The organism is Sphaerisporangium sp. NPDC005288 (genome assembly GCF_040607475.1).
GTDB classification, from domain to species: domain Bacteria; phylum Actinomycetota; class Actinomycetes; order Streptosporangiales; family Streptosporangiaceae; genus Sphaerisporangium; species Sphaerisporangium rhizosphaerae.
In genome coordinates this window covers 355,427-378,173 of sequence record NZ_JBEXGT010000002.1, presented here as the reverse complement: position 1 = coordinate 378,173, position 22,747 = coordinate 355,427, and the positions used below count along the sequence as shown (strand labels likewise).

Genomic DNA, 22,747 nt, shown 5'->3' with positions numbered 1-22,747 from the left:
AGTGGCGCCCACGCCCTCACGTCAGGGTGACGGCCCACGCCTTCACAACGCCACGGGCGCGGGTCGGCGTGGGTCCTCGGCGTCACGCCTCGGTGAAGCCTCGTGCCCGGCCGCCGGCCGACTCGCGGACGGCCGCGGCGACCGCGGTGGCGACATCGGGGTGGAACACGCTCGGGATGATGTAGTTCGGGCCGAGCTCCTCCACCGCCACGACGTTGGCCAGGGCGTTGGCCGCCGCCAGCAGCATGCCCTCGGTGACCATGCGCGACTGCGCGTCCAGCAGGCCGCGGAACACGCCCGGGAAGGCCAGCACGTTGTTGATCTGGTTCGGGTAGTCCGAGCGGCCGGTGGCCACGACGGCCGCGTGCTCGCGGGCGTCGTCCGGCGAGACCTCCGGCTCGGGGTTGGCCAGGGCGAACACCACGGCGCGGTCGGCCATGGCGGCGATGTCGTCGCCGGTCAGGATGCCCGGCGCCGAGACCCCGATGAAGACGTCGGCGCCCTTGACCGCCCCGCGCAGGTCGCCCGCGTACCCCTCGGCGTTGGTGTTCTCGGCGATCCACCGCAGCGACGCGTCCAGGTCGTCACGGCCCTGGTGCACGGCCCCGAGGTAGTCGCAGACGACGACGTTGCGCGCGCCCGCGGCCATCAGCAGGCGCAGCACCGCCGTGCCCGCCGCCCCTGCGCCCGCCATCGCGATCTTCACGTCCGGCAGCGACTTGCCGACGACGCGCAGCGCGTTCGTGAGCGCGGCCAGCACGCAGATGGCGGTGCCGTGCTGGTCGTCGTGGAAGACCGGGATGTCCAGCAGGTCGCGCAGCCGCCGCTCCACCTCGAAGCAGCGCGGCGCCGAGATGTCCTCCAGGTTGATGCCGCCGAACCCGGGGGCGATGGCCTGGACCACTTCGACGATCTTGTCGACGTCCTGGGTGTCCAGGCAGATGGGCCAGGCGTCGATGCCCGCGAACCGCTTGAACAGGGCCGCCTTGCCCTCCATGACCGGCAGCGCCGCCGCCGGCCCGATGTTGCCCAGGCCCAGCACGGCCGAGCCGTCGGTGACCACCGCGACGGTGTTGCGCTTGATGGTCAGGCGGCGGGCGTCCTCGGGGTTGCGGGCGATGGCGAGCGACACCCGGGCCACGCCCGGCGTGTAGGCCATCGACAGCTCGTCGCGGTTGCGCAGCGGCACCTTCGACTGCATCTCGATCTTGCCGCCGAGGTGCATGAGGAACGTGCGGTCGCTGACCTTGTGGATGACGACGCCCTCGACGGCGTCCAGGCTGTCGACGATCGTCTGCGCGTGGTCGGTGTCCTTGGCCGCGCAGGTCACGTCGATGCGCAGCTTCTCGTGACCGGCGTTGGTCACGTCAAGGGCGGTCACCACGCCGCCGGCGGTCTCCACGGCATGGGTGAGCTGACTGACGGCCTTACCGCCCGCCGGGACCTCAAGACGGACGGTGATGGAGTACGACACGCTCGGCACGGTGGCCACGTCGATCCGCTCCTTTGCGGGTGTGGTGGTCGCGCTCGCTCGGGTGCCGCTGTTGGTGCATCCCGGCTCGCCTGCTCCCCTTCCGGGACATCCATCGTGCCAGACCCGAGCAGGTTGTTCCGCCTCATGCTGTGCTTCTTTGCCTCGCTGCGCTCGGCGGGCTCGGGGCGCCCTTGAGGCGGCGCCCCGAGCGGGGCCGTGTGGCCGATCCGCGGGAATGGCTTGACGGGCCCGGGAGGGGTCGGGGTGCCTTGAGGGGGGCGAGGGGTCAGAAGAGGGCGCTGGCGAGGCTGCGGCGGGCTTTGGCGACGGAGGGGTCGCTCGCGGGGAGGGCGTCGAACAGGCCGAGGAGGTGGCGGCGGACGCGGTCGCGGTCGTCGCCCGAGGTGCGGCGGACGGTCTGGACCAGCCGCTCGAAGGCCTCGTCGACCTGGCCACTGAGCATCTCGATGTCGGCCGCCTGGCTCTGGAGCTCGACGTCGGACGGGTTCTCGGCGGCCCGCCGGAGGACCGCGCCGGCGTCCAGGTCCTGCGTGCGGCGGACCAGCCCTACGCCGGCCAGGCCGATCTTGGCGTCCGGGTCGGCCGGCGAGCGGGCGAGCAGCCGCTCGTAGGCCGCCGCCGCCGCGTCGAGGTCACCCTCTTCGATGGCCTTCTCGGCCGCGAGCAGGTCGGGGTCGGTCTGCGGCTGGGGCTCCGCGCCCTGCTCGTCCTGAGGGGCGTCCGGGGTGGGCGGGAGGTACTGGGCGAGCGCCTGCATGAGCTGGTCGAGCCACTGGCGCACCTGCGCCTCGGGCAGCGCGCCCTGGAAGCCGGTCACCGCCTGGCCCTGGAAGACGGCCAGGACGGTGGGGATGCTCTGCACCTGGAGCGCGCCGCTGATCTGGGGGCTGGCGTCGACGTCCACCTTGGCCAGCACCCAGCGGCCGGCGGCCTCGGCGGCCAGCTTCTCAAGGATCGGGCTGAGCTGCTTGCACGGCTCGCACCAGGTGGCCCACAGGTCGAGGATGACCGGGGTGCGCATGGAGCGCTCGATGACGTCGGTGGCGAAGGTCTCGTCGGTGACGTCGATGACCGTGCCGGCCGCCGGCGCCGCGGGGGCGCCTCCCGCGGCGGCCTGTTGCGCCGCCGCCTCGCGACGGGCCTGGGCTTCGAGCGCCTGCTTGCGCGCACCGAGATCCACGGCCCCCTGCAACGAAGCCGGTCGAGTGAAGTCCGCTGGGCTCATACGTCCAATCCTGCCGCATCCGGCGTGTGCTCATGGTCGGCGGGCGCACCCCTCGGAAGACTCGGCCCCGTTATGTCACGCCTTTATCGCGAATTCGCACGGATCTGTCATAAATCACGGATATCCCGAACGATGGCTGTCGGCATGAATTCAGCTCACTTGGAGGTGGGTGTGAGACGCGTCATCGTCGTTTCCGCCGCAGCAGCCGTGATCGCCGCGACCCTGGCGTTCCCGGCGCAGGCCGTCCGAACGACGGCCGAACCCGCGACGGCGACCCAGTACGTCGTCCTGTACAAGGAAGGCGTCGCGCCGGCGGACGCCCAGAAGGCCGTCGAGGCCGCGGGCGGCAGCGTGGTCAAGGTGAACCAGGCCGTGGGCCTGGCCACGGTCACGACCACGAACGCCGGCTTCGTCTCCGCGGTGACGAGCTCCGCCGCGATCGAGGGCGTGGCCCGCGACCGCGCCGTCGGCAGCGTTCCCAAGAGCGCCGCCAGGACCGCCCTCACCGGGCGGGCGGCCAAGGACGCCAAGGCCGTCGAGAAGGAGGGCCGCGGCGGCGGGCCGTTCAAGCACGGCCATGCGGTGAAGGCCGAGCCGCTCTCGGACCTGCAGTGGGACATGAAGCAGATCCACGCCGAAGAGGCGCACAAGTACGAGCAGGGCGACCCCAAGGTCCTGGTCGGCGTGCTCGACACGGGAATCGACGGCTCCCACCCCGACATCGCCCCGAACTTCGACAAGGCGCTGAGCCGCAACTTCACCGTCGACGTCCCCGCCGACGCCAACGGCGAGCCGATCGACGGCCCCTGTGAGGACGAGCCCGACAAGTCCTGCAACGACCCCAACGACGTGGACGAGGACGGGCACGGCACGCACGTGGCCTCCTCGATCGCCTCGCCGATCAACAAGCTGGGCATCGCGGGCGTGGCCCCCAAGGTCACGCTGGTGAACCTGCGCGCGGGCCAGGACTCCGGCTACTTCTTCCTGCAACCCACCGTGGACGCCCTGACGTACGCGGGCGACATCGGCGTCGACGTGGTCAACATGAGCTACTACATCGACCCGTGGCTGTTCAACTGCGTCGACAACCCGGCCGACTCGCCCTCCGACCAGATGGAGCAGGCGACGATCATCAAGGCCACCCAGCGGGCCCTGGACTACGCCCACCGGCGCGGCGTGACGCTGATCTCCGCGGCCGGCAACCAGGCCAGCGACTACACCAAGACGTTCGTCGACGCCACCAGCCCGGACTTCGCCGACGTGCCCGGCGAGGCGCCCCGCACCCGCACCATCCCCCCGAGCTGCGTCTCGATGCCGAGCGAGGGCCAGCACGTGATCTCGGTGTCCTCCACCGGCATCAGCAAGCGCAAGGCGTACTACTCCGACCACGGCAACGGGTACATCGACGTGGCCTCCCCCGGTGGCGACGTCTACGACACCCCGGACAACACCCGCGACATCACCAAGGCGACGCTGTCGGCCTATCCCAAGTCGCTCGCCGTGGCCAACGGTGAGATCGACGCCGACGGGAACCCGACCGTGAACTACGTCGTCAAGGACTGCGCCGGCGCCACCTGCGCGTACTACCAGTACCTGCAGGGCACCTCGATGGCCTCGCCCCGCGCGGTCGGCGTCGCGGCGCTGATCGTCAGCAAGTACGGCCACCGGGACTTCCGCAACGGCGGCAAGACCCTCTCGCCCGACCTGGTCGAGAGCATCCTGAAGGCGACCGCCACCAAGACGGCCTGCCCGAACCCGCCCGCCTACACCTACACCCGCATCCTGCCGACCGGCAGCACGGTGACCGCCACCCACGTGTGCGAGGGCACCACGGCGTCCAACGGCTTCTACGGCAAGGGCATCGTCGACGCCCTGCGCGCCGTCGGCCGCTAGAGCCGGAACCAGAACCAGCGCTAGAGCTAGAGCGGGAGCTGGAGCGCCACGCCCGTAGATCGCCCCCCGCCATGGGGCCGCACGGGTGACGGCACGCCCGGCGTCAGCCGGTTCACAGGGGCCCGTCCTTCGGGGCGGGCCTCTTCGCGTCGCCGCCGCGGCGCGCCGGTCCGGCGCCGGACCGCCCCGGCACCAGCACCTCGTCCTCCTCCTCGAAGGCGGGGAAGTCGCCGGCGGCCACGCGCATGGTGCGCAGCAGGCCGAAGATCTCGGTCTTCTCGCCGTCGCCGTACATCGTCATGCAGAAGTCGGCGCCCATCAGATCGGCGGTCGCCCGCTCGACCACCTCGCGTCCCTTGGCCGTGATCTCGGCCAGGACGCCGCGGCCGTCCTTGGGGTTGCGCATGCGGCGGACCAGCCCCGCGCGCTCGAGCCGGTCGATGGTGTTGGTCACGCTCGTCGGGTGGACCATGAGCCGCTCGCCGATGCGCGACAGCGACAGCGCGCCGGTCCTGCTGAAGGTGAGCAGGACCAGCGCCTCGTAGCGCGCGAAGGTCAAGTCGTGCGGCCTGAGCAGCGTGTCCAGTTGCCCGATGAGGATCTGGTGCGCTCTCATGATCGATGTGACGGCGGCCATGGCGGAGGACGGCCCGAAACGGACGCGCCAGGTCTCAGCGGCACGCTCGATGGGGTCGAACGGCAGGTTAAGCGGCTTCGGTACACCGATGGACACAACGCTACGCTAGCGCCTGTCGCCGCCATTGACGCAGGGTCACTGAGTTCCATGGCATGCCCAAGAACCGGGACGCCAAACATCACGCTCCGTTATGGTGTGCATGTCAAGAGGTGAGGCGCGGCAAAGCCCGACCCAAAGCAAGGGGAAAAGCCGCGCCGTACGACGCGAGGCGCGGCTACGCGATCCCCGCGGGTGTGCGGCGTGGCGAGCAGGGTCGGGTGCCGGGTGCCAAGGGGCCGGCACCGGTGCCGAAACGCGCCGCTCATCCAGGCACGGGGGTTTTTCAAATGAAGAGCATGTGCGCGACGGCACGGGCCGCGCGGCCGGGTCTCCGGCCCGCGCGGGGCCGTGCTTGAGCAAAGGGGCGTTTCGCGCGAAGAGCTGAAGCACAGCGCGCTGGTGGCGGTAGGGATGCTGCTCGCGCTGGGCCTGCTCGCGGCGTGGAGCGTCCTTGTACCGGGCATTTCCGCATGGGAGAACATCGTCGTCGCGGTCATCGGGTCGCTCCGGCTGACCGGGCCGGTGGCCGCCGCGTTCGCCGCGTGGGTCGCCGTGCGCAAGCGCCGCGCCGCCCGCGGCCGGCTGCCGGGCGGCTGGCGGGTGCTGCGCGCGCCGCTGGCGGTGCTGGCGGTCGTGGTGGGCGCGTTCGGCGCCACCGTCACCATGCTCGCCATGAAGGCCGTCCTCACCGAGCAGGCCGGCCACCTGGCGCCGAGCGGCCTCGCCGTGGGCGCCGCAGGTCTCGCGCTGTACGCGGTGATCGGCTGGGTCACGGGCTGGGCCGCGCCCTGGGCGCTCGCCCCGTTCGCGGCGGGCGTCGGCAGCTACGCGTTGTTCGCGTCGCTGTCGGCGGGGTCGGGCTGGATCGTCAAGCTCGCGCCCGCCACGCCCGAGCCGTACGACCCGTTGGAGGGGCTGAGCCGCGCGGCGTTCGCCGACCAGTCATTGTGGCTGCTCGGGCTGACCACCGCCCTGCTGCTCATCTGGACCACCGTTGTGACCCGCAGGGCGCTCGCGCTGGCCTTCGCGCTGCTGGCGGTGCTCGCGGCGGGCACGGGCATGGCACGGGTCCTCGGCGAGCCGCAGGCCGTCGCCGCCACCGAGACGATGGTCTACAGCTGCCAGGAGTGGCCGATCACGGTGTGCGTCCACCCCGGCATGCGCAGCGGCCTGACCGAGCTGGGAGCCGCCTTCACCACGATCGCCGCCCGGCTCACCGGCACGCCCGCCGCCTTCTCCCGGGTCGAGCAGCGACCGCGTGACGACGTCCGCCCGGCCCCCGGGGGCGCGGCCGGCGCGGTCGCCATCCATGTGGACGACCTCACCCCCGGCTACGCGTCGAGGGCCGCGGCGGAGTTCGTCGAGCGCCTGGCCCCGCGGTGCGGCGAGGCCCGCGCCGACGGCTACCGGGCCATCGTGAGCGCCTGGCTGCGCGGCGAGCCGCTGCCGAGTGGGCCGCTGCCGGGCCATCAAGCGGCCGCCGCGTGGTTCTCCGCGCTCAGCGAGAGCCAGCGCCGCGACTGGTTGCGCATGTTCTACACCGACTTCGCCACCTGCCGGCTGAAGGCGTCGCACTTCGGCGGCGGCGGGGCGGCCGTCGCGGGCGGTGGCGGCACGCCGGCCGTTCCCGGCGGGGACGGCAGGGACGGCAGGGACGGCGGCGACGGCGGCGGCGGGGCGGCGACGCGGCGGATGTCACGCGGCGGGGACGCCACTCCGCCCGCCGGGCCGGCCGGCGCCACGCTCTACTCCGACCGGTCGCCGGTCCCCGGCTCGCCGTACCCGACCATGCCCGGCCCTTCCACGTCCGGTCCTTCCTCGTCCACTCCTTCCTCGTCCGGTCCTTCTTCGCCCGCACGGACGTCGGTGGCCTCGGCAAGGTGAGAAACCTCGCATCCCGGGAAGGAGAACGGCCGTGAACCGCCAGACGTCGACCCCCCGGACGGCCGCCGAGGCGGCGGAACCGGCACCACGCCGATCCCGCCGCGGCTGGCGCATCCTGGCAGGGGTTCTCACCGTGCTCGTGCTGCTGACCGTGGGCGCCAAGCTGACCTGGTCGTACCTCAACCCGTTCGGGGAGACCACCATCGACCGCAGCCAGCCGGTGCTGCTGCAGTCGATCCAGAACATGAGCCGATTCCAGTCCGCCACCGGCAACTTCCAGGTCATCGTGGACCTGGAGAAGGACGCGCCGTTCCTGCCGGACGCCGTCAAAGGATCGCGCACGCTGTTCGTCGGCGCGGGCGGGGTGAACGCCTACGTCGACTTCTCGCGCCTGCCCAAGGACGCGATCACCGTCTCCGCGGACCGCACCGAGGTCACCGTGCGCATCCCGCACGCGCAACTGGAGAAGCCGAACCTGGACAACAAGAAGTCCTACGTCTACGCCCAGCAGCGCGGGCTGCTCGACCGCGTGCAGGAGATGCTCTCCAACTCCCCCCAGAACCAGCAGGAGCTGTACGTCCTGGCCGAGCAGAAGATCGCCGAGGCCGCTCAGGCCAGCGACCTGCGCAACCGCGCCGATCAGAACACCAAGCTCATGCTGCAGGGCATGCTGAAGTCGTTGGGCTTCACCAAGGTCACCGTCGCCTACACCGACGAGCCCTGACCCGGCCGCCACACGCCGAAGCCCGCGGCATGGGTCTCACTCCTCGTCCAGCAGCCCCGCGTCGTGGACGAGGAGCGCGATCTGGACGCGGTTGTTCAGGCCCAGCTTGGTGAAAATGCCGGAGACGTGGGTCTTGACCGTCGGGACGCCGAGGTAGAGCGCGGCGGCGATCTCCGCGTTGGACCTGCCCTGACCGACCCCGAGGGCGACCTGGCGTTCACGGTCGTTCAGCGACGTCAGGCGCTCCCTGGCCTGGGCACGCCGCCGGTCGTGGCCCGATTCGGCCACCCGGGCGATGAGGCGCCGGGTCACCCCGGGCGACAGCACCGGACGCCCCTGCGCCACCTGACGCACGGCGGCCACGATCTCGGCGGGCGGAGTGTCCTTCAGCAGGAAGCCCGCGGCCCCGGCACGCAGTGCGGCGAGCACGTGGTCGTCGGCGTCGAAGGTGGTCAGGACGATGACCTCCGGCGCCATGGGCCGGGCCCGCAGCGCCCTGGTGGCGGCCAGCCCGTCCATCACCGGCATGCGGATGTCCATCAGCACCACCGCGGGAGCGTGCCGGTCGACCAGGGGCATCACCTGCGCGCCGTCACCGGCCTGGCCGACGACGGCGATGTCGGGGGCGCCGCCCAGCATCATCACCAGCCCGGCCCGTACCAAGGGATCGTCGTCGGCGATGAGCACGCGCACCGGGGACGACTCGATCGAGGTCATGGCGGCCACGGTAACCAGGCCCACAGCCGCCAGTCACCTCCGGTGGCCCGGAGCCCCAGCGGCCGGTCACCGTCGGCGGCAGGTCCTTCGGCGGCGGGCCCTTCGACGGCGAGTCCTCCGGCGGCTGGCCCATGCTCAAGCCGCCCGTCGCCTCCGAGGGCGGGCCCGTGCTCCAGCCGTCCGTCCGCCAGGGCGACCCGCTCCGCCAGCCCCACCAGCCCCTGCCCCGCTCCTGACGGGGCCGGTCGCGCGGACGGCGCCGGAAGGGCGTTGCGGATCTCCACCTCCAGCCCGCGCCCGGGCGCGCCGCGCACCCGGACGCGCACCTCGGCGCCCACCGCGTGCTTACGGGCATTGGTGAGGCCCTCCTGGACGATGCGGTAGGCGGTGCGCCCCGCGCGGTCGGGGGCCGGGCCCGGCAGCTCCTCGGTGAACTTCACCCGCATCCCGGCCAGGCGCGACTCGGCGACGAGGTCGCGCACGTCGGCCAGGCCCAGGGGGGCCAGCTCACCGACGGGGGCGCGCAGTACGCCGATGACCTCGCGCAGGTCCTGGAGCGCCTGGTGGGCGCTCTCGCGAATGACCTTGGCCGCCCTGGCGACGTCGTCGGGGGACGCGCCCGGGTGGTATTCCAGGGCGCCGGCGTGGACGCTCAGCAGCGACAGCCGGTGGCCGAGCACGTCATGGATCTCCCGCGCGATCGCCTCGCGCGCCTGGTGCTGGGCCTGCAGGGCGCGCAGGTGGGCCTCGGTCTCGGCGCGGACGGCGCGGTCGCGCAGCGACAGCACCAGGCTGCGCCGCTGGTGAATGAACAGTCCCCAGCCCACCACCGCGCCCTGGATGGCCAGCCCCAGCACGAACAGCAGCGGGAAGGGCAGGTCGGGCTCGGGACGCAGGAACGTGTAGATGAGGGCGGACACCAGACTGAGGGCGAAGACGCCGCCGGAGACGCGCGGAGGCCGGTGAACGGCGACGGTGAACAGCGCCACCAGCATCGCGCCCGCGACCATCTCCGACCACGCCGACAGGACGACCAGCACCAGCGCCAGCTCCACCGGCCATCGGCGGCGCAGCCACAGCGAGGCACAGCTCAGCGCGCCGATGACCTGGTCGAGGGTGAACAGCCACGCCGGTGAGGGCATGACCGCGTCGAGGCGCTCGGCCATGGTCAGCAGGCCGAAGCCCGCCGCCAGCAGGAAGACGGCGATGTCCACGAGGGCGTCGCGGACGGGCCGCCGTGGCGCGGAGGCGATGGCTGATCGGTTCATCTGCCGCGAGCCTACGACCGGACCCCGCGCACCGCCCATCCCCACGAACCGGGCGATACGGAAGTCAGCGGGGACGAGACTTTCGCCGGAGAGAGCGCCGAGACCGGATACGGCGGTCCTGGGACGGCGATCCGCATGGCCGTTACGGGGCGGGCCGGCGGCTCCATAGCTTTCCGTCATGCGCAACAACATCGAGGTGGCCGGGCTGGTGCTGGCGGCCGAGGGCATCAGCGGGGCCATCGACCGGGTGGCCGTGCAGCCCTTCATGGCGATCTTCCTGAACTTCTTCAACCGCGTGGTGGTCCCCCGCATCGGCTTCCTGACCGGCTACGAGCTGTACGCCAACCTGGCGCTGGCCGCGCTCGGGATCATCGTCGTCATCGCCGCAGCTCCCCGCTCACCGTGAGCGCTCCGCACGCTGGGGCCATGCACGATCAGGCGAGCGCGCGGCACGGGAGGCGAGGCAGGCCTATCGGGAATGAAGGGTGAGGGTGCCGTCCGGGGTGTGGGCCACGGCGGCGCCGAAGGCGTGGCTCTCCTGATCGAGGACGGCCCTGAGCCACTCGGCGTCCTGGTCGCAGGCGCGGTCGAGACGCAGGCGGCGAGCCCGCATGGGGATCATGGTGAGGCCGAGCAGGCTTCCGGTGTCCGCGTCCAGCGACGCGAGGTACAGCAGTCTCAGGTCGTCCCGGTAGCGCTCGTAGCCGGCGATGCCCTCGTAGTCGTCGATGAGGTCGCCGCAGCCGTACAGGACGAGCCGGTCCCGGTACACCTCCACCGGGCGGGGGTGGTGTGAGGAGTGCCCATGGACGACGTCCACGCCCGCGTCCACCAGCGCGTGCGCGAAGCGCCGCTGCGCCGGAGGAACGTGGTAGCCCCAGTTGGAACCCCAGTGCAACGACACGACCACGAGGTCACCGGGGCCCTTGGCCCGGCGCACCCGACCGGCGATCTCCGCCGTGCCGATGTGCGCCGGCTCGGGGACCAGGTCGACGCCTGACCGGTCGGCGGTCGCCGCCCAGCTCGCGGGAACGCCGCTGGACTCCATCCCGCAGGAGAAGACCAGCACCCGGCCGCTTCCGTCCGGGGTGAGCACCACGGGCCGCCGGGCCTCGCGGATCTCCCGCCCGGCCCCGGCGGCGCGGAACCCCGCGCCGGTCAGGGCGTCCAGCGTCTCGGCGAGGCCTCTGCGGCCGAAGTCCATCACATGGTTGTTGGCCAGCGCGCAGACGTCGGGACGGGCGACGGCGAGACAGGAAAGGTTGGCGGGATTCATCCGGTAGTGGACGGCCTTGCCGGGCCAGAAGTCATCGCTGCGCGTGACGCTGGTCTCCAGGTTCACGATGCGAACGCCGGGCGACGACTCCTCAAGGACCGCCAGGGCGTCGCCCCACGGCCAGCGGTCACCGGCGGGGCGGGGAACCGGGCCGTTGACCGCCTCGGCCAGCCCGACGTAGTCGCGCGCGTCCCGGACGGACGCCTCCCGCAGCGCCGGATCACCGGGGTGGTCCAGGATCTGGTCGACGCCCCGGCCGAGCATCACGTCACCGCAGAGGAACAACGTCAAAGATCGACGTCGCATGTCTTCCATGCTATCCGCGCCGCGTGAACGACTCGGCTCCCGCTGGGAACGGGTCAGCTCTTGAGGAAGGCCAGCAGGGCCTCGGTGACCTCGTCGGCGTGGGTCCACAGCAGGCCGTGCGGGGCGCCCTCGATCTCCACGTAGGTGGCCTGCGGCAGCAGCCGGCGGAAGGGCCGGGCCGTGGCGTCGATGGGCAGGATGCGGTCGGCGGTGCCGTGCAGGATCAGGGTGGGCACGTCGATCTTGGCGATGTCGGCGCGGAAGTCGGTGAGCCACGTGGGCACGCAGGCCGACGAGGCGTACGCCGACGCGCCGGCGGCGACGTTCCAGCTCGCCTTGAGCGCGGCCTCGCTCAGCCGGGTGCCGAGGTTCTCGTCGGTGTTGTAGAAGTCGGCGTAGAAGGCGTCGAAGTAGGCGTATCGGTCGGCGGTCACGGCGGCGAGGATGCCGTCGAAGACCGACTTGTCGACGCCGGTCGGGTTGTCGTCGGTCTTGAGCAGGAACGGCTCGAGCGAGGCCAGGAAGGCGGCCTTGCTCACCCGCGTGGAGCCGTAGGTGCCGAGGTAGCGGCCGACCTCGCCGGTGCCCATCGAGAAGCCGACGAGCACGGCGTCGTCCAGGTCGAGCTCACTGAGCACGATGTCCAGGTCGGCGGCGAAGGTGTCGTAGTCGTAGCCGGCGGTGGGCTGGCTGGACCTGCCGAAGCCGCGGCGGTCGTAGGTGATGACGCGGTAGCCCGCCTTGAGCAGCGCCGCGGTCTGCTTCTCCCAGGAGTGCCCGTCGAGGGGGTACCCGTGGATGAGCACGACCGGCTGCCCGGAGCCGTGGTCTTCGTAGTAGAGCTGGATCGGGGTCGAGTTCTCGTTGCCCACGGTGATGTACGCCATGACGCTTCCTTCGAGGTAGGTGCTGTTCCATTCGCCTGTCATCGCATCGTACACGATTACCTCGTGCGCGAGATAATCGGGAACGCCGGGCCTGGCGTAAACTCCTTCCATGACACCAGGCACACCGGGCCCGGCACCAGCCGACACCGCGCCGGGCGCCCTGTCGGAGCTGCTGTGCTTCGACCTCTACGCGGCCTCGCGCAGCCTCACCGCCGTCTACCGCCCGCTGCTGGAGCCCCTAGGACTCACCTACCCGCAATATCTGGTGATGGTCGTCCTCTGGCAGCACGACGGCAGCACCATCCGCGACATCGTCGACCAGCTCCAGCTCGACTACAACACCGTCTCGCCGCTGCTCAAGCGCCTGGAGTCGCGGGGCCTGCTCACCCGGCGGCGCCGGGCCGACGACGAGCGCACGGTGGAGCTCGCGCTCACCGACGAGGGCCGCGCCCTGGGAGCCGCGGTCTGCCATATCCCGGCCGCCATCGGCGAGGCCGTGGGCATCGACGCCGCCACCATCGCCGTCCTCCAGCGCACCCTGCGCCAAGTCACGGCCTCGGCGAGCGCGTACGCCGCCCGCAAGGCCTGACGCCCCCCGCCGAGGAGGTCACTCCCCGGTCGTCGCGGCCGGGGCCGCCCACGCCGCGCGCACCGGAGCGCGAACACGGACACGCGGAAACACGGCGAGGACGGGCCCGGCGCGGCATCCCGCGCGCAATGCGCGCGCACCCGCGAGACTTGACTCCCATATTCACTGCACCCGGCAGGACACCTTAAAGATGGACCATCTCTCAAGCGGCCGGGGTCATCGAGAACCGCCGAACCTCGAGCGCCGATGGGACGGACGGCCCACGCCTGCGCGGGCCGCCGATCGACGCCCGCGTCCACGGGAGGTCAGGAGGCGGGGACGGTGATGATCAGCGCGTCGCCCTGGCCGCCGCCGCCGCACAGGCCGGCCGCGCCCGTGCCGCCGCCGCGACGGCGCAGCTCGTGGGCGAGGGCCAGCACGATGCGCGCGCCCGAGGCGCCGATGGGGTGGCCCAGCGCGATGCCGCCGCCGTTGACGTTCACCTTGTCCTCGGCCACGCCGAGCTCCTTGGAGGACTGGAGCACGACCGCCGCGAACGCCTCGTTGATCTCGATGAGGTCGAGGTCGTCCACGGTCAGCCCCTGCTTGTCCAGGGCGTGGCGGATGGCGTTGGCCGGCTGCGACTGCAGGGAGTTGTCGGGGCCGGCGACGTTGCCGTGCGCGCCGATCTCGGCCAGCCAGGTCAGGCCCAGCTCCTCGGCCTTGGCCCGGGACATCACCACGACCGCGCAGGCGCCGTCGGAGATCTGGGACGCCGAGCCGGCCGTGATCGTGCCGTCCTTGGTGAACGCGGGCCGCAGCCGCGCCAGTGTCTCCACGGTGGTGTCGCCGCGCACGCCCTCGTCGGCGGAGACGACCAGGGGGTCGCCCTTGCGCTGGGGCAGGGTCACCGGGACGATCTCGTCGTCGAACGTGCCGTCCTTGGCGGCGGCCGCCGCGAGCTGGTGGGAGCGCGCCGAGAAGGCGTCCTGCTCCTCGCGCCCGATGCCGAGGCGGGTGTTGTGCCGCTCGGTGGACTCCCCCATCGACACCTGGTCGAAGACATCCCTGAGCCCGTCGAACGCCATCGCGTCGACGATGTCGGCCCCGCCGTACTTGACGCCCTTGCGCAGGCCGGGGAGCAGGTGCGGGGCGTTGGTCATCGACTCCATGCCGCCGGCCACCACGATGTCGAACTCGCCGGCCCGGATGAGCTGGTCGGCCAGCGCGATGGCGTCCAGGCCGGACAGGCACACCTTGTTGATCGTCAGTGACGGCACGCTCATCGGGATGCCGGCCTTCACCGCCGCCTGGCGCGAGGGGATCTGGCCGGCCCCCGCCTGCAGCACCTGGCCCATGATCACGTACTGGACCTGCTCGGGCGCCACGCCGGAACGCTCCAGGGCCGCCTTGATCGCCAGGCCGCCCAGCTCGACGGCGGACAGGCCGGACAGGGAACCGAGCAGGCGGCCGATGGGCGTGCGGGCCCCCGCGACGATGACCGATCGCGACATGCCGGGCGGGGTGGCGGGAGAACTGGACACCAGGGCCTCCATGATGGGGTCTTCGGCGACTTTGCCACCATACCTACGACGCACCACCCGCCCCCAAGGCAGGTCTCTCGGAGCGCGCGCCGCGCGGCTCGCGAGAGACCCGCCGGGCATTCCGGCTTTCGCGGCCGGTCACGGACGGAGGACACGCAATGCTGCTGAGAATCGACCACGTGGGCATAGCCTGCGAGAATCTCGAGGAGAAGATCGCGTTCTACGAGTCGGCCTTCGGCGTGACCGTGGTCGCCCGGGAGGTCAACGAGGAGCAGGGGGTGAAAGAGGCCATGTTGCACGTGGCGGACGGCGAGGGCGGGGGGTCCTACATCCAGCTGCTCGAACCGCTGCACGCCGGGACGCCGGTCGGCAAGTTCCTGGCCAAGCGGGGTGAGGGCATCCATCATGTCGCCTATGGTGTGAGCGATGTCACCGCCGCACTGGAGGCCATCGGCGCCACGGGGGTGCGTTTGATCGACCTGCACCCGCGGCACGGCGCAATGGGCACGTCAATCGCGTTTCTTCATCCGAAAGATGTGGGAGGAGTCTTGACAGAGCTGGTCGAGTCCCCTCCTCGTCCGTCCTAGCTGACGAAACTTAACAATGGCTTATTCGTAACAAGTCGCGCAGAAAGTCGGACGGGACCTCCAATTCGGCAACACCGGAGTACGCTGGCCTACCATCCGGTACGTGGACCCGCCGTGGACGGGCGAGCCGGGCACGAGGACATCAGGGGCGAGCGGCAGCGCGCCCTTGCGAGCGAGTGCCTGGGCGCGCGCGCCCGCCGGCACCGGCCCCCGCATCGGATGTCCGCCCCCCGTCCGGCCCGTGTAGCCGTCTCGACAACCCAGGATCGAGCCTCATGCAGTCCGACATCGACGCCCAGCTGAACAATTTCTTTGAAGACGCCCCCACGCGGGAATTCGACGTGGTTCTCCGTGGCTACGACCGGCACCAGGTTCACGACCACCTCAAGCAGCTCGACACCGACCTGCGGCAGACTCGTGAGCAGCTCTCCGCCTTGCAACGGGAGCTGTCCGACTCCCAGCGGCAGCTGCAGGAGCAGGAGCGCCCGACCTACTCCGGTCTCGGCGCCCGCATCGAGCAGTTGCTGCGTCTCGCGGAGGAGCAGGCCACCGAGCTCGTCCAGGCCGCGCGGGCCGAGGCCAACGAGATCAAGGCCGCGGCGAAGGTGGACGCGGCGGACGTCCGGGCGGCGGCCGAGCACGAGGCCGCCGAGAAGCGCGCGCTGGCCACCCGTGAGACCGACGAGATGCGCACCATGGCCGAGCGGGAGGCCGAGGAGATCCGCTCGACCGCCAAGCGCGAGGCCGACGAGCTCACCTCGACCACCGAGCGCGAGGTCTCCAAGCTCCGCGCCACGGCCGACCACGAGGTCGCCGAGAAGCGCGCGGACGCCGAGCGCGAGATCGCCAAGCTGCGCACCACCACCGAGCGCGAGGTCGCCCAGCTGCGCGCCTCCACCAAGCGCGAGCGCGACGAGGTGCTCACCACGGCCAAGCGCCAGGCCGACGAGATGCGGGCGCAGGCCCAGCGCGTCCTGGAGGAGTCCGAGGCCAAGCGCGCCCAGGACGAGGCCGAGTTCGAGATCCAGCTCGCCGCCCGCCGCGAGGAGGCCGAGCGGCTGGAGGCCGAGCGTCACGCCACCGCCCAGGCCAACACCCAGAAGATGGTGGCCGAGGCCGAGCAGCGGGCCGCCACCGCCGAGCAGCGCGCCAGCAAGGCCACCCAGCAGGCCGAGCAGACCCGCCGCGAGGCCGACACCCACGCCAAGCAGCTGCTCGCCAACGCGCGCAAGAACGCCGACCAGATGGTCGCCGACGCCAAGGCCAGCGCCGACTCCATCGTGTCTGAGGCCAAGTCCGAGGCCGAGCGCAACCGGACCGTCGCCCAGCGCCAGGTGGACGAGCTGACCCGCCAGCGCGACAGCATCACCAGCCACCTCGCCCAGCTCCGCCAGCTCCTCGGCGGCGCCGCCCTGCCGGGCATGGACGAGGCCCCGGCGGTCGCGGCCCCCGCGCCCAAGCCGGCGCTGGCGGCCACGCCTTCGGTGAGCGAGAAGCCGAGCCCGGCCCTCGCTCCTCAGCGCGCCGCGGCCCCGGCCGAGGACGACTCCGAGTGGTGGCAGGAGTAACCAGCCCACCTGGCCGAGACCGGCGGTTCGGGTAAGGCGCCCGAGTCCGCCGAGCGGGGCGAGGCCGGCGAAGGGGATGCAGGACGGTGTGGGAGAGCCTGGCGATCACGGGTCGCTAGGCTCTCCTTTGTTGTCCGCCCGTTTCCACGACCCCGACTTCCCCCGACGGCGAGGAGCAGACCGTGCGTGACCTTCCTCCGGACGCGAGGTCGGCGTCCGATGTTCCAGGGAGGGCCCAGGGCGCGCGTGACGCCCGTGCCGACGCCTCGGAGGTGACCGACATCATGCCCGCGGCGGCGCCGTCCGGCGGCCGCAGGGGACGGTCCGCGCAGAGCATGGCGTCCCCGGGACGCGAGTACGCCCCGCCACGCCGTACGGCGTCCCCCTCGCCCGAGTCGGTTCCCGCACGCGAGTCGTCCTCCGCGCGCGAGTCGTCCCTCTCGCGGGAGTCGTCCCTCTCTCGGGAGTCGTTCTCCGCGCGCGAGGGGGCGCCCGGGCGGGGCATGGGGTCGCCGGGGCGGGCCGTGGCGTCGCCCGGGCGTCGAGGACGCGAGATGGCCGACGCCGACGGCGCGGACGACGGCATGACGGGGCCCGACCTGCCGTTCGGCGCGCCGGGCAAGCCGCTCACCCGGGGCCCGTTCCTGTGGGGCCTGACGGCGGCGCTGGGCGTGCTCACGGCCTGGGGGCTGGCGCAGGCGCTGGTCAGCTCGCGCAGCGTGATCGTGCTGATCGTGGTGGCGGCGTTCCTGGCGGTGGGGCTGAACCCCGTCGTGGAGGCGCTGCAACGGCGCGGCATGCACCGGCGGTGGGCCATCTCGCTGGTGTTCCTCGGCGTGATCGTGCTGTTCGCGCTCTTCGGCCTGGCGATCGTCCCACCGGTCAGCCAGGAGACCAGCGACTTCGTCGGGGCGGTGCCCGGGTACGTGCAGGGCCTGCTGGCCAACCCGACGATCAAGCAGCTCGACGCCGACTACCAGATCCTCGCCAACCTGCAGAGCTACATCACCAGCGGAGGTCTCGGCGCGACCGTGGCCGGCGGCATCCTGGGCGCGGGTGCGGTCGTGCTGGACGCGTTCTTCTCCGGCTTCACCCTGCTGGTGCTGACGCTCTACTTCCTCGGGTCGCTGCCGACGATCAAGGAGTACCTGCTCCTGCTGGTGCCGTCGAGCCGCCGCCCCCGCACGCGGGCCATCGGCGATGAGATCCTCGACGGCATCGGCGGGTACGTCGCGGGCAACGTGCTGATCTCGGTGATCGCGGGCGGGCTGTCGTGGCTGTTCCTGACGGTCGCCGGGGCCAAGTACGCGCTGGCGCTCGCGCTGGTCGTCGCCGTGACCGACCTGATCCCGCTGGTCGGCGCGACGGTGGGCGCGGTGCTGGTGTCGGCGGTCGGGTTCCTGCAGTCCGCTCCGCTGGGCATCGCCTGCGTGATCTTCTTCGTGGTCTACCAGCAGGTCGAGAACTACGTCATCTACCCGCGCGTGATGAGCCGCTCGGTCGACGTGGCGCCGGCGGTGTCGGTGATCGCCGCCCTGTTCGGGGGCGCGCTGCTCGGCGCGGTGGGCGCCCTGCTGGCGATCCCGGTGGCGGCCGCGGTGGCCCTGATCATCAGGGAGGTCGTCCTCCCCCGCCAGGCCCGGTTGTAGCGGCCGCCCCTGGACGGCTCAGGCGGTGGTGAGCCCGCCGTCGACGAAGAGCGCCTGCCCGGTCATGTAGGAGGAGGCGGGCGCGGCGAGGAACAGCGCAGGCCCGGCCATCTCCTCCGGCGTGCCCCAGCGGGCCATGGGGACGTTCGCCACCATGGCCCGCCCGGCGTTCTCGTCCTCGCGGAGGCTGCGGTTGAGGTCGGTGGCCGTCCAGCCCGGGCACAGGGCGTTGACCCGCACCCCGCTGCCGGCCCATTCCAGCGCCAGGGTCCTGGTGAGCCCCACCAGTCCGGCCTTGGCGGCGGCGTACGGGGCCATGAACGGGGCGCCCTGGGCGGCGATGGACGCCACGTTGATCACCGAGCCGCTCCCGCGCTCCAGCAGGTGCGGCGCGACGGCGTGGCACACCGCCATCGCCGAGTCCAGGTTGAGCTTCATGATCTTGTCCCAGCCGGACAGCCGCAGATCCTTGAACGGGACGATGAAGTTGGAGCCGCCGGCGTTGTTCACCACGATGTCCAGGTGGCCGAACGCCTGGAGCGCCTGCCGCACGGCCGCGGCGGCGGCGTCCCGGTCGGACAGGTCGGCCGGGATGACGTGCGCCGACCGTCCCAGCGCCTCGACCTCCTTGGCGACCTGGGCCAGGGGCTCGGGCGAGCGCGCGACCAGGACCAGGTCGGCGCCCGCCTCGGCGTAGGCCAGGGCGATCGCCCTGCCGATGCCCCGCGACGCCCCGGTCACGAACGCCTTCCGCCCTGATAGATCGAACGCCCGCACGACCGCCTCCTCTGCTCGAACCGAACAAGATTCTATGGGGCGGGCGCGCCCGGCGTCACGCCTCGGTCGGCAGCGGGAAGGCCGAGGGGTTGACCCGCTTGACGATCTCGTCCAGCACGATGCGCACGTACGGCTCGCCGACCCAGAGGTGCTTGGCCCCCTCCACGCCGACCACCTCGGCCTGCGGGACGGCCGCGAAGCGCCGGCGGGCCTCCTCCGGGCGCAGGTAGTCGTCGAACTCCGGCACCAGCGCGACCAGGGGACGGCCGAACTCCGCCCACGCCGCGAGGTCGGCGTCACCGGCCCGCTTGAGCGGCGGCGACAGCAGGATCGCGCCCTGGACCAGCGGGTCGTGGCCCCACTTGAGCGCCAGTTCGGTGCCGAACGACCAGCCGAGCAGCCAGGGAGCGGGCAGGTCGTGGAACTCGGCGTACTCCAGCGCGGCGGCCACGTCGTACCGCTCGCCCTCGCCCTCGTCGAAGGCGCCCTCCGACGTGCCGCGCGCGGAGGAGGTCCCCCGGGTGTTGAAGCGCAGCACGGCGACACCGGCCAGCGCGGGCAGCCGGTAGGAGGCCTTGCGCAGCACGTGGCTGTCCATCATGCCCTCGGCCGTCGGGAGCGGGTGCAGGCAGATGAGCGTGGCCGCGGGACGCCCCTCGGGGGGCAGCGCCAGCTCCCCCACCAGGGTCAGGCCGTCGGCCGTGTGCAGCTCGATGTCCTCCCGCACGGCGGGCAGCACCGTCGACGAGCGGATCTCCAATGCGTACTCCTCAGGTAACGGTCGAAAGGCCGACCGGGCGGGCGACGGGCGATGCATCTCCGTCGGGGCGGTGACGGGCGGGACATGTCGGGCGGTGCGTGACGGACAGGGCGTGACGAACGGGGCGTCTCAGGCGGCGCGGGAGCCGGGGAAGACGGGGCGGGCTCAGTAGCGGGAGCGGCCGGGGCCGCGGTCCACCCGCTTGCGCCAGCAGGCGGTATGCCAGTGGCGGCGCTCCCCCTCTCCGCCGCTCCAGTTGGGCCAGCTCACCACGTGGGGCAGCCCCGCGCGGATCTCCTGGTCGCACCCCGGGCAGCGGTACATCTTGTCAGAGCCCGCGCCGGAGACGTTGCGGACCTTCCACTCCCCGTCAGGTCCCTCCTCCACCTGCTCCATGCCGCGCAGGACTCCGTCGAGCGGGCGTGGCGCGACGGAGCCGCGACCCTTGTCTCTCGGGTCGGGACGGCGGGCGCGGCGGGGGCTCATATCGGCACGAACGTCGGTGTGGCGGGTGTTCTTCCGTCACCGGCCCCGGATGCTCGTCACACCGGCGGTCACCAGGCGGTCGAGCAGGGGCGTGGGCGCGAAGAACGGCTCGCGGTACTCGGCGTACAGCGCCCGCAGGCCGTCGCGTACCGTGCCGAGGCCGATGGCGTCGAGGGTCTCGAACGGCCCGGCCGGGTAGCCGCAGCCCAGGCGCATGGCGGTGTCGATGTCCTCGATGGAGGCGTAGCCGGAGTCGTACATCCGGACGGCGTCGTTGAGGTAGGGGTAGAGCAGCGCGTCGACCACGAACCCGGCGCGGTCGGCGCAGGGCACCGGGGTGCGCCCGAGCGCCTCCATCAGGCCGGCGACGGCGCGCGCCGTCTCGGGGGCGGTGATCGCCGTCGAGACCACCTCGGCCACCCGGTCGCCCACCAGGTGGAGCCCCGCCAGGCGCTCGGGACGCGGCAGCCGCGCGGCGTGCTCGACGACCGGCGTGCCGGACAGCGCGATCACCACGTCGGCCTCCTCCGCCTCGGTGTGCTTGACGCCCGCGGCCGCGAGCCGGGCGGCCAGATCCCCGGCGCCGTCGCCGAGCACGTGGACCGACCCGACCGTCGGCCCTGCCGGCCCTGCCGGCCCTGCCGGCGCGGAGGCGGGAGGCCGGGCGGCGCCGGCGTGGTCGTGGAAGCCCCGGCCGCTCTTGCGCCCGAGCAACCCGGCGGTCACCAGCTCCCTGAGCAGGGGGGCGGGGGCGTGCACCCGGTCGCGGGTCTCCTGGAACAGCACCTCGCAGATCTCGTGGGAGACGTCCAGGCCGATCAGGTCGAGCAGCGTGAACGGGCCCATCGGCAGGCCGGCTCCGGTCTTCATGGCCGTGTCGATGTCGTCCTTGGCCGCCACTCCGCGCTCCAGCAGCGTGACGGCGTGGTTGAGGTAGCCGAGCAGCAGCCGGTTGACCACGAACCCGGCCCGGTCGCCCACGGTGACCGGCGTCTTGCCGACGCGCCGCGCGAGCTCCGCGACGTCCGCGGTCAGCCCGTCCTCGGTGACCACCGTGCCGACGACCTCGACCAGCCGCATGACCGGGGCCGGGTTGAAGAAGTGCATGCCGACGACCTGGCCCGGCCGGGAGGTGAACGCGGCGATCGCGGTGACCGACAGCGAGGAGGTGTTGGTGGCCAGGACGGCGCCGGGCCGGCAGACGCGGTCGAGGTCCGCGAACAGGGCGCGCTTGTAGTCCATCACCTCGGGGATGGCCTCGACGACCAGGTCGGCGTCGCGCAGGTCCGCGAGGGCGCCGGTGAAGCCGACCCTGGCGAGGATGTCGTCGCGCTCCCCGGGGGTCATCCGGCCGCGGGCGACGGCCCGCTCGGTGGACCGCCGGAGGTTGTCCCGGCCGCGCTCGAGCGCCGCGGCGTCCACCTCCACGCCGATCACGCTCAGCCCGGCCCGGGCGAAGACCTCGGCGATGCCCGCGCCCATGGTGCCGAGACCGACGACGCCGACGGTGTGGAACGTGCGTGCCATCCTGCCCTCCTGCCGTCCCTGTTCTGGCCGCAAGTCTCCCAGAGGCGTCCCCTCGCCCGTCCGACGGCCCCGAGAACGCGCCCCCCACGGCGGGACGGGCGGTAGGGTTGGCCGTCATGCGGCTGGTCATCGCGCGTTGCAGCGTGGATTACGTGGGACGGCTCACGGCGCACCTCCCGATGGCGCCCCGGCTCATCCTGCTGAAGGCGGACGGTTCGGTGTCGATCCATGCCGACGACCGGGCGTTCAAGCCGCTCAACTGGATGAACCCCCCGTGCAAGCTGCGCGAGGAGGAGGGGCTGTGGACGGTCACCCACGGTAAGACCGGCGAGCAGCTCGTCCTGACGATCGAGGAGATCCTGCACGACTCCTCGCACGAGCTGGGCGTCGATCCCGGCCTGCGTAAGGACGGCGTCGAGGCTCACCTGCAGGAGCTGCTGGCCGACAATATCGCCACGCTCGGCTCCGGCTGGACGCTGGTCCGGCGGGAGTACCCGACGGCCATCGGGCCGGTGGACATCCTGTGCCGCGACCATCTGGGCGGCACCGTCGCCGTCGAGATCAAGCGGCGCGGCGAGATCGACGGCGTCGAGCAGCTCACCCGCTATCTGGAGCTGCTCAACCGCGACACCCTGCTGGCGCCGGTGAAGGGCATCTTCGCCGCCCAGGAGATCAGGCCGCAGGCCAGGGTGCTGGCCACCGACCGCGGCATCGACTGCGTCACGCTCGACTACGACGCCCTGCGTGGCATCGAGCGCACCGACACCCTTTTCTGACCCGCGCCGTTCGTCACCGCCGGTCGCGTCCGGGCGGAGCCATGCCCTGTTCCGGTCGCGCCCGACCGGACTGAACTAAACCCCCAATCTGTAC

Annotated in this window: 21 protein-coding genes; 9 read left to right on the top strand and 12 right to left on the bottom strand. The window is 72.2% G+C overall.

The window, feature by feature from the left end; translation table 11 throughout:
- Window positions 1-82 precede the first annotated feature (82 nt).
- Both ABZU32_RS03580 and ABZU32_RS03575 read right to left on the bottom strand, forming a co-directional pair.
- Window positions 83-1,492 carry an NAD-dependent malic enzyme gene (locus tag ABZU32_RS03580; protein ID WP_354841940.1) on the bottom strand — a complete coding sequence of 470 codons (1,410 nt, stop codon included), beginning with the start codon at window positions 1,490-1,492 and terminating at the stop codon, window positions 83-85.
- Window positions 1,493-1,760: 268 nt separating this feature from the next.
- Entirely contained in the window at window positions 1,761-2,720 is a 960-nt protein-coding gene (locus ABZU32_RS03575) for a tetratricopeptide repeat protein (protein WP_354916579.1), read from the bottom strand.
- A 171-nt stretch (window positions 2,721-2,891) separates the two neighbouring features.
- Here ABZU32_RS03575 and ABZU32_RS03570 point away from each other — a divergent pair, with 171 nt between their 5' ends.
- A complete protein-coding gene (locus ABZU32_RS03570; protein ID WP_354916576.1) occupies window positions 2,892-4,613 on the top strand; it encodes a S8 family serine peptidase in 1,722 nt (573 codons plus the stop codon).
- A 112-nt stretch (window positions 4,614-4,725) separates the two neighbouring features.
- On the opposite strand, the gene ABZU32_RS03565 is transcribed toward ABZU32_RS03570, so the two are convergent.
- A complete protein-coding gene (locus ABZU32_RS03565; protein WP_354916573.1) occupies window positions 4,726-5,346 on the bottom strand; it encodes a MarR family transcriptional regulator in 621 nt (206 codons plus the stop codon).
- Between the two features lie 402 nt (window positions 5,347-5,748).
- Here ABZU32_RS03565 and ABZU32_RS03560 point away from each other — a divergent pair, with 402 nt between their 5' ends.
- Complete coding sequence (locus ABZU32_RS03560; protein WP_354916570.1) at window positions 5,749-7,233, top strand: hypothetical protein; 1,485 nt, start codon at window positions 5,749-5,751, stop codon at window positions 7,231-7,233.
- Window positions 7,234-7,264: 31 nt separating this feature from the next.
- Window positions 7,265-7,957 carry a DUF4230 domain-containing protein gene (locus tag ABZU32_RS03555; RefSeq protein WP_354916567.1) on the top strand — a complete coding sequence of 231 codons (693 nt, stop codon included), beginning with the start codon at window positions 7,265-7,267 and terminating at the stop codon, window positions 7,955-7,957.
- Between the two features lie 36 nt (window positions 7,958-7,993).
- Here the strand turns inward: ABZU32_RS03555 and ABZU32_RS03550 are convergent, their stop codons facing one another.
- Together ABZU32_RS03550 and ABZU32_RS03545 are read right to left on the bottom strand one after the other, a co-directional pair.
- Window positions 7,994-8,674: a response regulator transcription factor gene (locus tag ABZU32_RS03550; RefSeq protein ID WP_354916564.1), complete on the bottom strand. Its 681-nt coding sequence runs from the start codon at window positions 8,672-8,674 to the stop codon at window positions 7,994-7,996.
- Window positions 8,671-9,942, bottom strand: a complete 1,272-nt coding sequence (locus ABZU32_RS03545) for a histidine kinase (protein WP_354916561.1) — start codon at window positions 9,940-9,942, stop codon at window positions 8,671-8,673. The genes ABZU32_RS03550 and ABZU32_RS03545 overlap by 4 nt, the downstream gene beginning before the upstream one ends.
- 178 nt (window positions 9,943-10,120) lie before the next feature.
- On the opposite strand from ABZU32_RS03545, the gene ABZU32_RS03540 reads away from it, so the two are divergent.
- Entirely contained in the window at window positions 10,121-10,348 is a 228-nt protein-coding gene (locus ABZU32_RS03540; protein ID WP_354916558.1) for a hypothetical protein, read from the top strand.
- Window positions 10,349-10,411: 63 nt separating this feature from the next.
- Here ABZU32_RS03540 and ABZU32_RS03535 read toward each other — a convergent pair whose 3' ends face one another.
- Together ABZU32_RS03535 and ABZU32_RS03530 are read right to left on the bottom strand one after the other, a co-directional pair.
- Window positions 10,412-11,524, bottom strand: a complete 1,113-nt coding sequence (locus ABZU32_RS03535; protein WP_354916555.1) for a CapA family protein — start codon at window positions 11,522-11,524, stop codon at window positions 10,412-10,414.
- A 53-nt stretch (window positions 11,525-11,577) separates the two neighbouring features.
- On the bottom strand, window positions 11,578-12,411 hold the full coding sequence (locus tag ABZU32_RS03530; RefSeq protein WP_354916641.1) for an alpha/beta hydrolase: 834 nt from the start codon (window positions 12,409-12,411) through the stop codon (window positions 11,578-11,580).
- Between the two features lie 109 nt (window positions 12,412-12,520).
- Between ABZU32_RS03530 and ABZU32_RS03525 the strand changes: the two genes are divergently transcribed.
- On the top strand, window positions 12,521-13,000 hold the full coding sequence (locus tag ABZU32_RS03525) for a MarR family transcriptional regulator (RefSeq protein WP_354916552.1): 480 nt from the start codon (window positions 12,521-12,523) through the stop codon (window positions 12,998-13,000).
- A gap of 305 nt (window positions 13,001-13,305) precedes the next feature.
- On the opposite strand, the gene ABZU32_RS03520 is transcribed toward ABZU32_RS03525, so the two are convergent.
- Window positions 13,306-14,493, bottom strand: coding sequence for an acetyl-CoA C-acetyltransferase (locus ABZU32_RS03520; protein WP_354916638.1), 1,188 nt, complete (start codon window positions 14,491-14,493; stop codon window positions 13,306-13,308).
- Window positions 14,494-14,681: 188 nt separating this feature from the next.
- Here ABZU32_RS03520 and mce point away from each other — a divergent pair, with 188 nt between their 5' ends.
- From mce to ABZU32_RS03505, 3 genes are all read left to right on the top strand, one after another.
- Window positions 14,682-15,110, top strand: a complete 429-nt coding sequence (gene mce, locus ABZU32_RS03515; protein ID WP_354841907.1) for a methylmalonyl-CoA epimerase — start codon at window positions 14,682-14,684, stop codon at window positions 15,108-15,110.
- Between the two features lie 275 nt (window positions 15,111-15,385).
- Window positions 15,386-16,678, top strand: a complete 1,293-nt coding sequence (locus ABZU32_RS03510) for a DivIVA domain-containing protein (RefSeq protein ID WP_354916549.1) — start codon at window positions 15,386-15,388, stop codon at window positions 16,676-16,678.
- Between the two features lie 182 nt (window positions 16,679-16,860).
- Window positions 16,861-18,327, top strand: a complete 1,467-nt coding sequence (locus tag ABZU32_RS03505) for an AI-2E family transporter (RefSeq protein ID WP_354916546.1) — start codon at window positions 16,861-16,863, stop codon at window positions 18,325-18,327.
- Between the two features lie 18 nt (window positions 18,328-18,345).
- Here ABZU32_RS03505 and ABZU32_RS03500 read toward each other — a convergent pair whose 3' ends face one another.
- From ABZU32_RS03500 to ABZU32_RS03485, 4 genes are all read right to left on the bottom strand, one after another.
- Window positions 18,346-19,104: an SDR family NAD(P)-dependent oxidoreductase gene (locus tag ABZU32_RS03500; protein WP_354916543.1), complete on the bottom strand. Its 759-nt coding sequence runs from the start codon at window positions 19,102-19,104 to the stop codon at window positions 18,346-18,348.
- Window positions 19,105-19,159: 55 nt separating this feature from the next.
- Window positions 19,160-19,864, bottom strand: coding sequence for an alpha/beta hydrolase (locus ABZU32_RS03495; protein WP_354841897.1), 705 nt, complete (start codon window positions 19,862-19,864; stop codon window positions 19,160-19,162).
- A gap of 165 nt (window positions 19,865-20,029) precedes the next feature.
- Window positions 20,030-20,260, bottom strand: a complete 231-nt coding sequence (locus ABZU32_RS03490; RefSeq protein WP_354916540.1) for an ATP/GTP-binding protein — start codon at window positions 20,258-20,260, stop codon at window positions 20,030-20,032.
- Between the two features lie 126 nt (window positions 20,261-20,386).
- On the bottom strand, window positions 20,387-21,877 hold the full coding sequence (locus tag ABZU32_RS03485) for a 3-hydroxybutyryl-CoA dehydrogenase (RefSeq protein WP_354916537.1): 1,491 nt from the start codon (window positions 21,875-21,877) through the stop codon (window positions 20,387-20,389).
- A gap of 116 nt (window positions 21,878-21,993) precedes the next feature.
- Here ABZU32_RS03485 and nucS point away from each other — a divergent pair, with 116 nt between their 5' ends.
- Window positions 21,994-22,653, top strand: a complete 660-nt coding sequence (nucS, locus tag ABZU32_RS03480) for an endonuclease NucS (RefSeq protein WP_354841889.1) — start codon at window positions 21,994-21,996, stop codon at window positions 22,651-22,653.
- Window positions 22,654-22,747: the final 94 nt, after the last annotated feature.

Excerpts from the sequence above, each read along its gene's own strand:
- ABZU32_RS03575 (WP_354916579.1), bottom strand. The coding sequence starts at position 2,720 with ATGAGCCCAGCGGACTTCACTCGACCGGCTTCGTTGCAGGGGGCCGTG.
- ABZU32_RS03550 (WP_354916564.1), bottom strand. The coding sequence starts at position 8,674 with ATGACCTCGATCGAGTCGTCCCCGGTGCGCGTGCTCATCGCCGACGAC.
- ABZU32_RS03545 (WP_354916561.1), bottom strand. The coding sequence starts at position 9,942 with ATGAACCGATCAGCCATCGCCTCCGCGCCACGGCGGCCCGTCCGCGAC.
- ABZU32_RS03540 (WP_354916558.1), top strand. The coding sequence starts at position 10,121 with ATGCGCAACAACATCGAGGTGGCCGGGCTGGTGCTGGCGGCCGAGGGC.
- ABZU32_RS03535 (WP_354916555.1), bottom strand. The coding sequence starts at position 11,524 with ATGCGACGTCGATCTTTGACGTTGTTCCTCTGCGGTGACGTGATGCTC.
- ABZU32_RS03530 (WP_354916641.1), bottom strand. The coding sequence starts at position 12,411 with ATGGCGTACATCACCGTGGGCAACGAGAACTCGACCCCGATCCAGCTC.
- ABZU32_RS03525 (WP_354916552.1), top strand. The coding sequence starts at position 12,521 with ATGACACCAGGCACACCGGGCCCGGCACCAGCCGACACCGCGCCGGGC.
- ABZU32_RS03520 (WP_354916638.1), bottom strand. The coding sequence starts at position 14,493 with ATGTCGCGATCGGTCATCGTCGCGGGGGCCCGCACGCCCATCGGCCGC.
- mce (WP_354841907.1), top strand. The coding sequence starts at position 14,682 with ATGCTGCTGAGAATCGACCACGTGGGCATAGCCTGCGAGAATCTCGAG.
- ABZU32_RS03510 (WP_354916549.1), top strand. The coding sequence starts at position 15,386 with ATGCAGTCCGACATCGACGCCCAGCTGAACAATTTCTTTGAAGACGCC.
- ABZU32_RS03490 (WP_354916540.1), bottom strand. The coding sequence starts at position 20,260 with ATGGAGCAGGTGGAGGAGGGACCTGACGGGGAGTGGAAGGTCCGCAAC.
- ABZU32_RS03485 (WP_354916537.1), bottom strand. The coding sequence starts at position 21,877 with ATGGCACGCACGTTCCACACCGTCGGCGTCGTCGGTCTCGGCACCATG.
- nucS (WP_354841889.1), top strand. The coding sequence starts at position 21,994 with ATGCGGCTGGTCATCGCGCGTTGCAGCGTGGATTACGTGGGACGGCTC.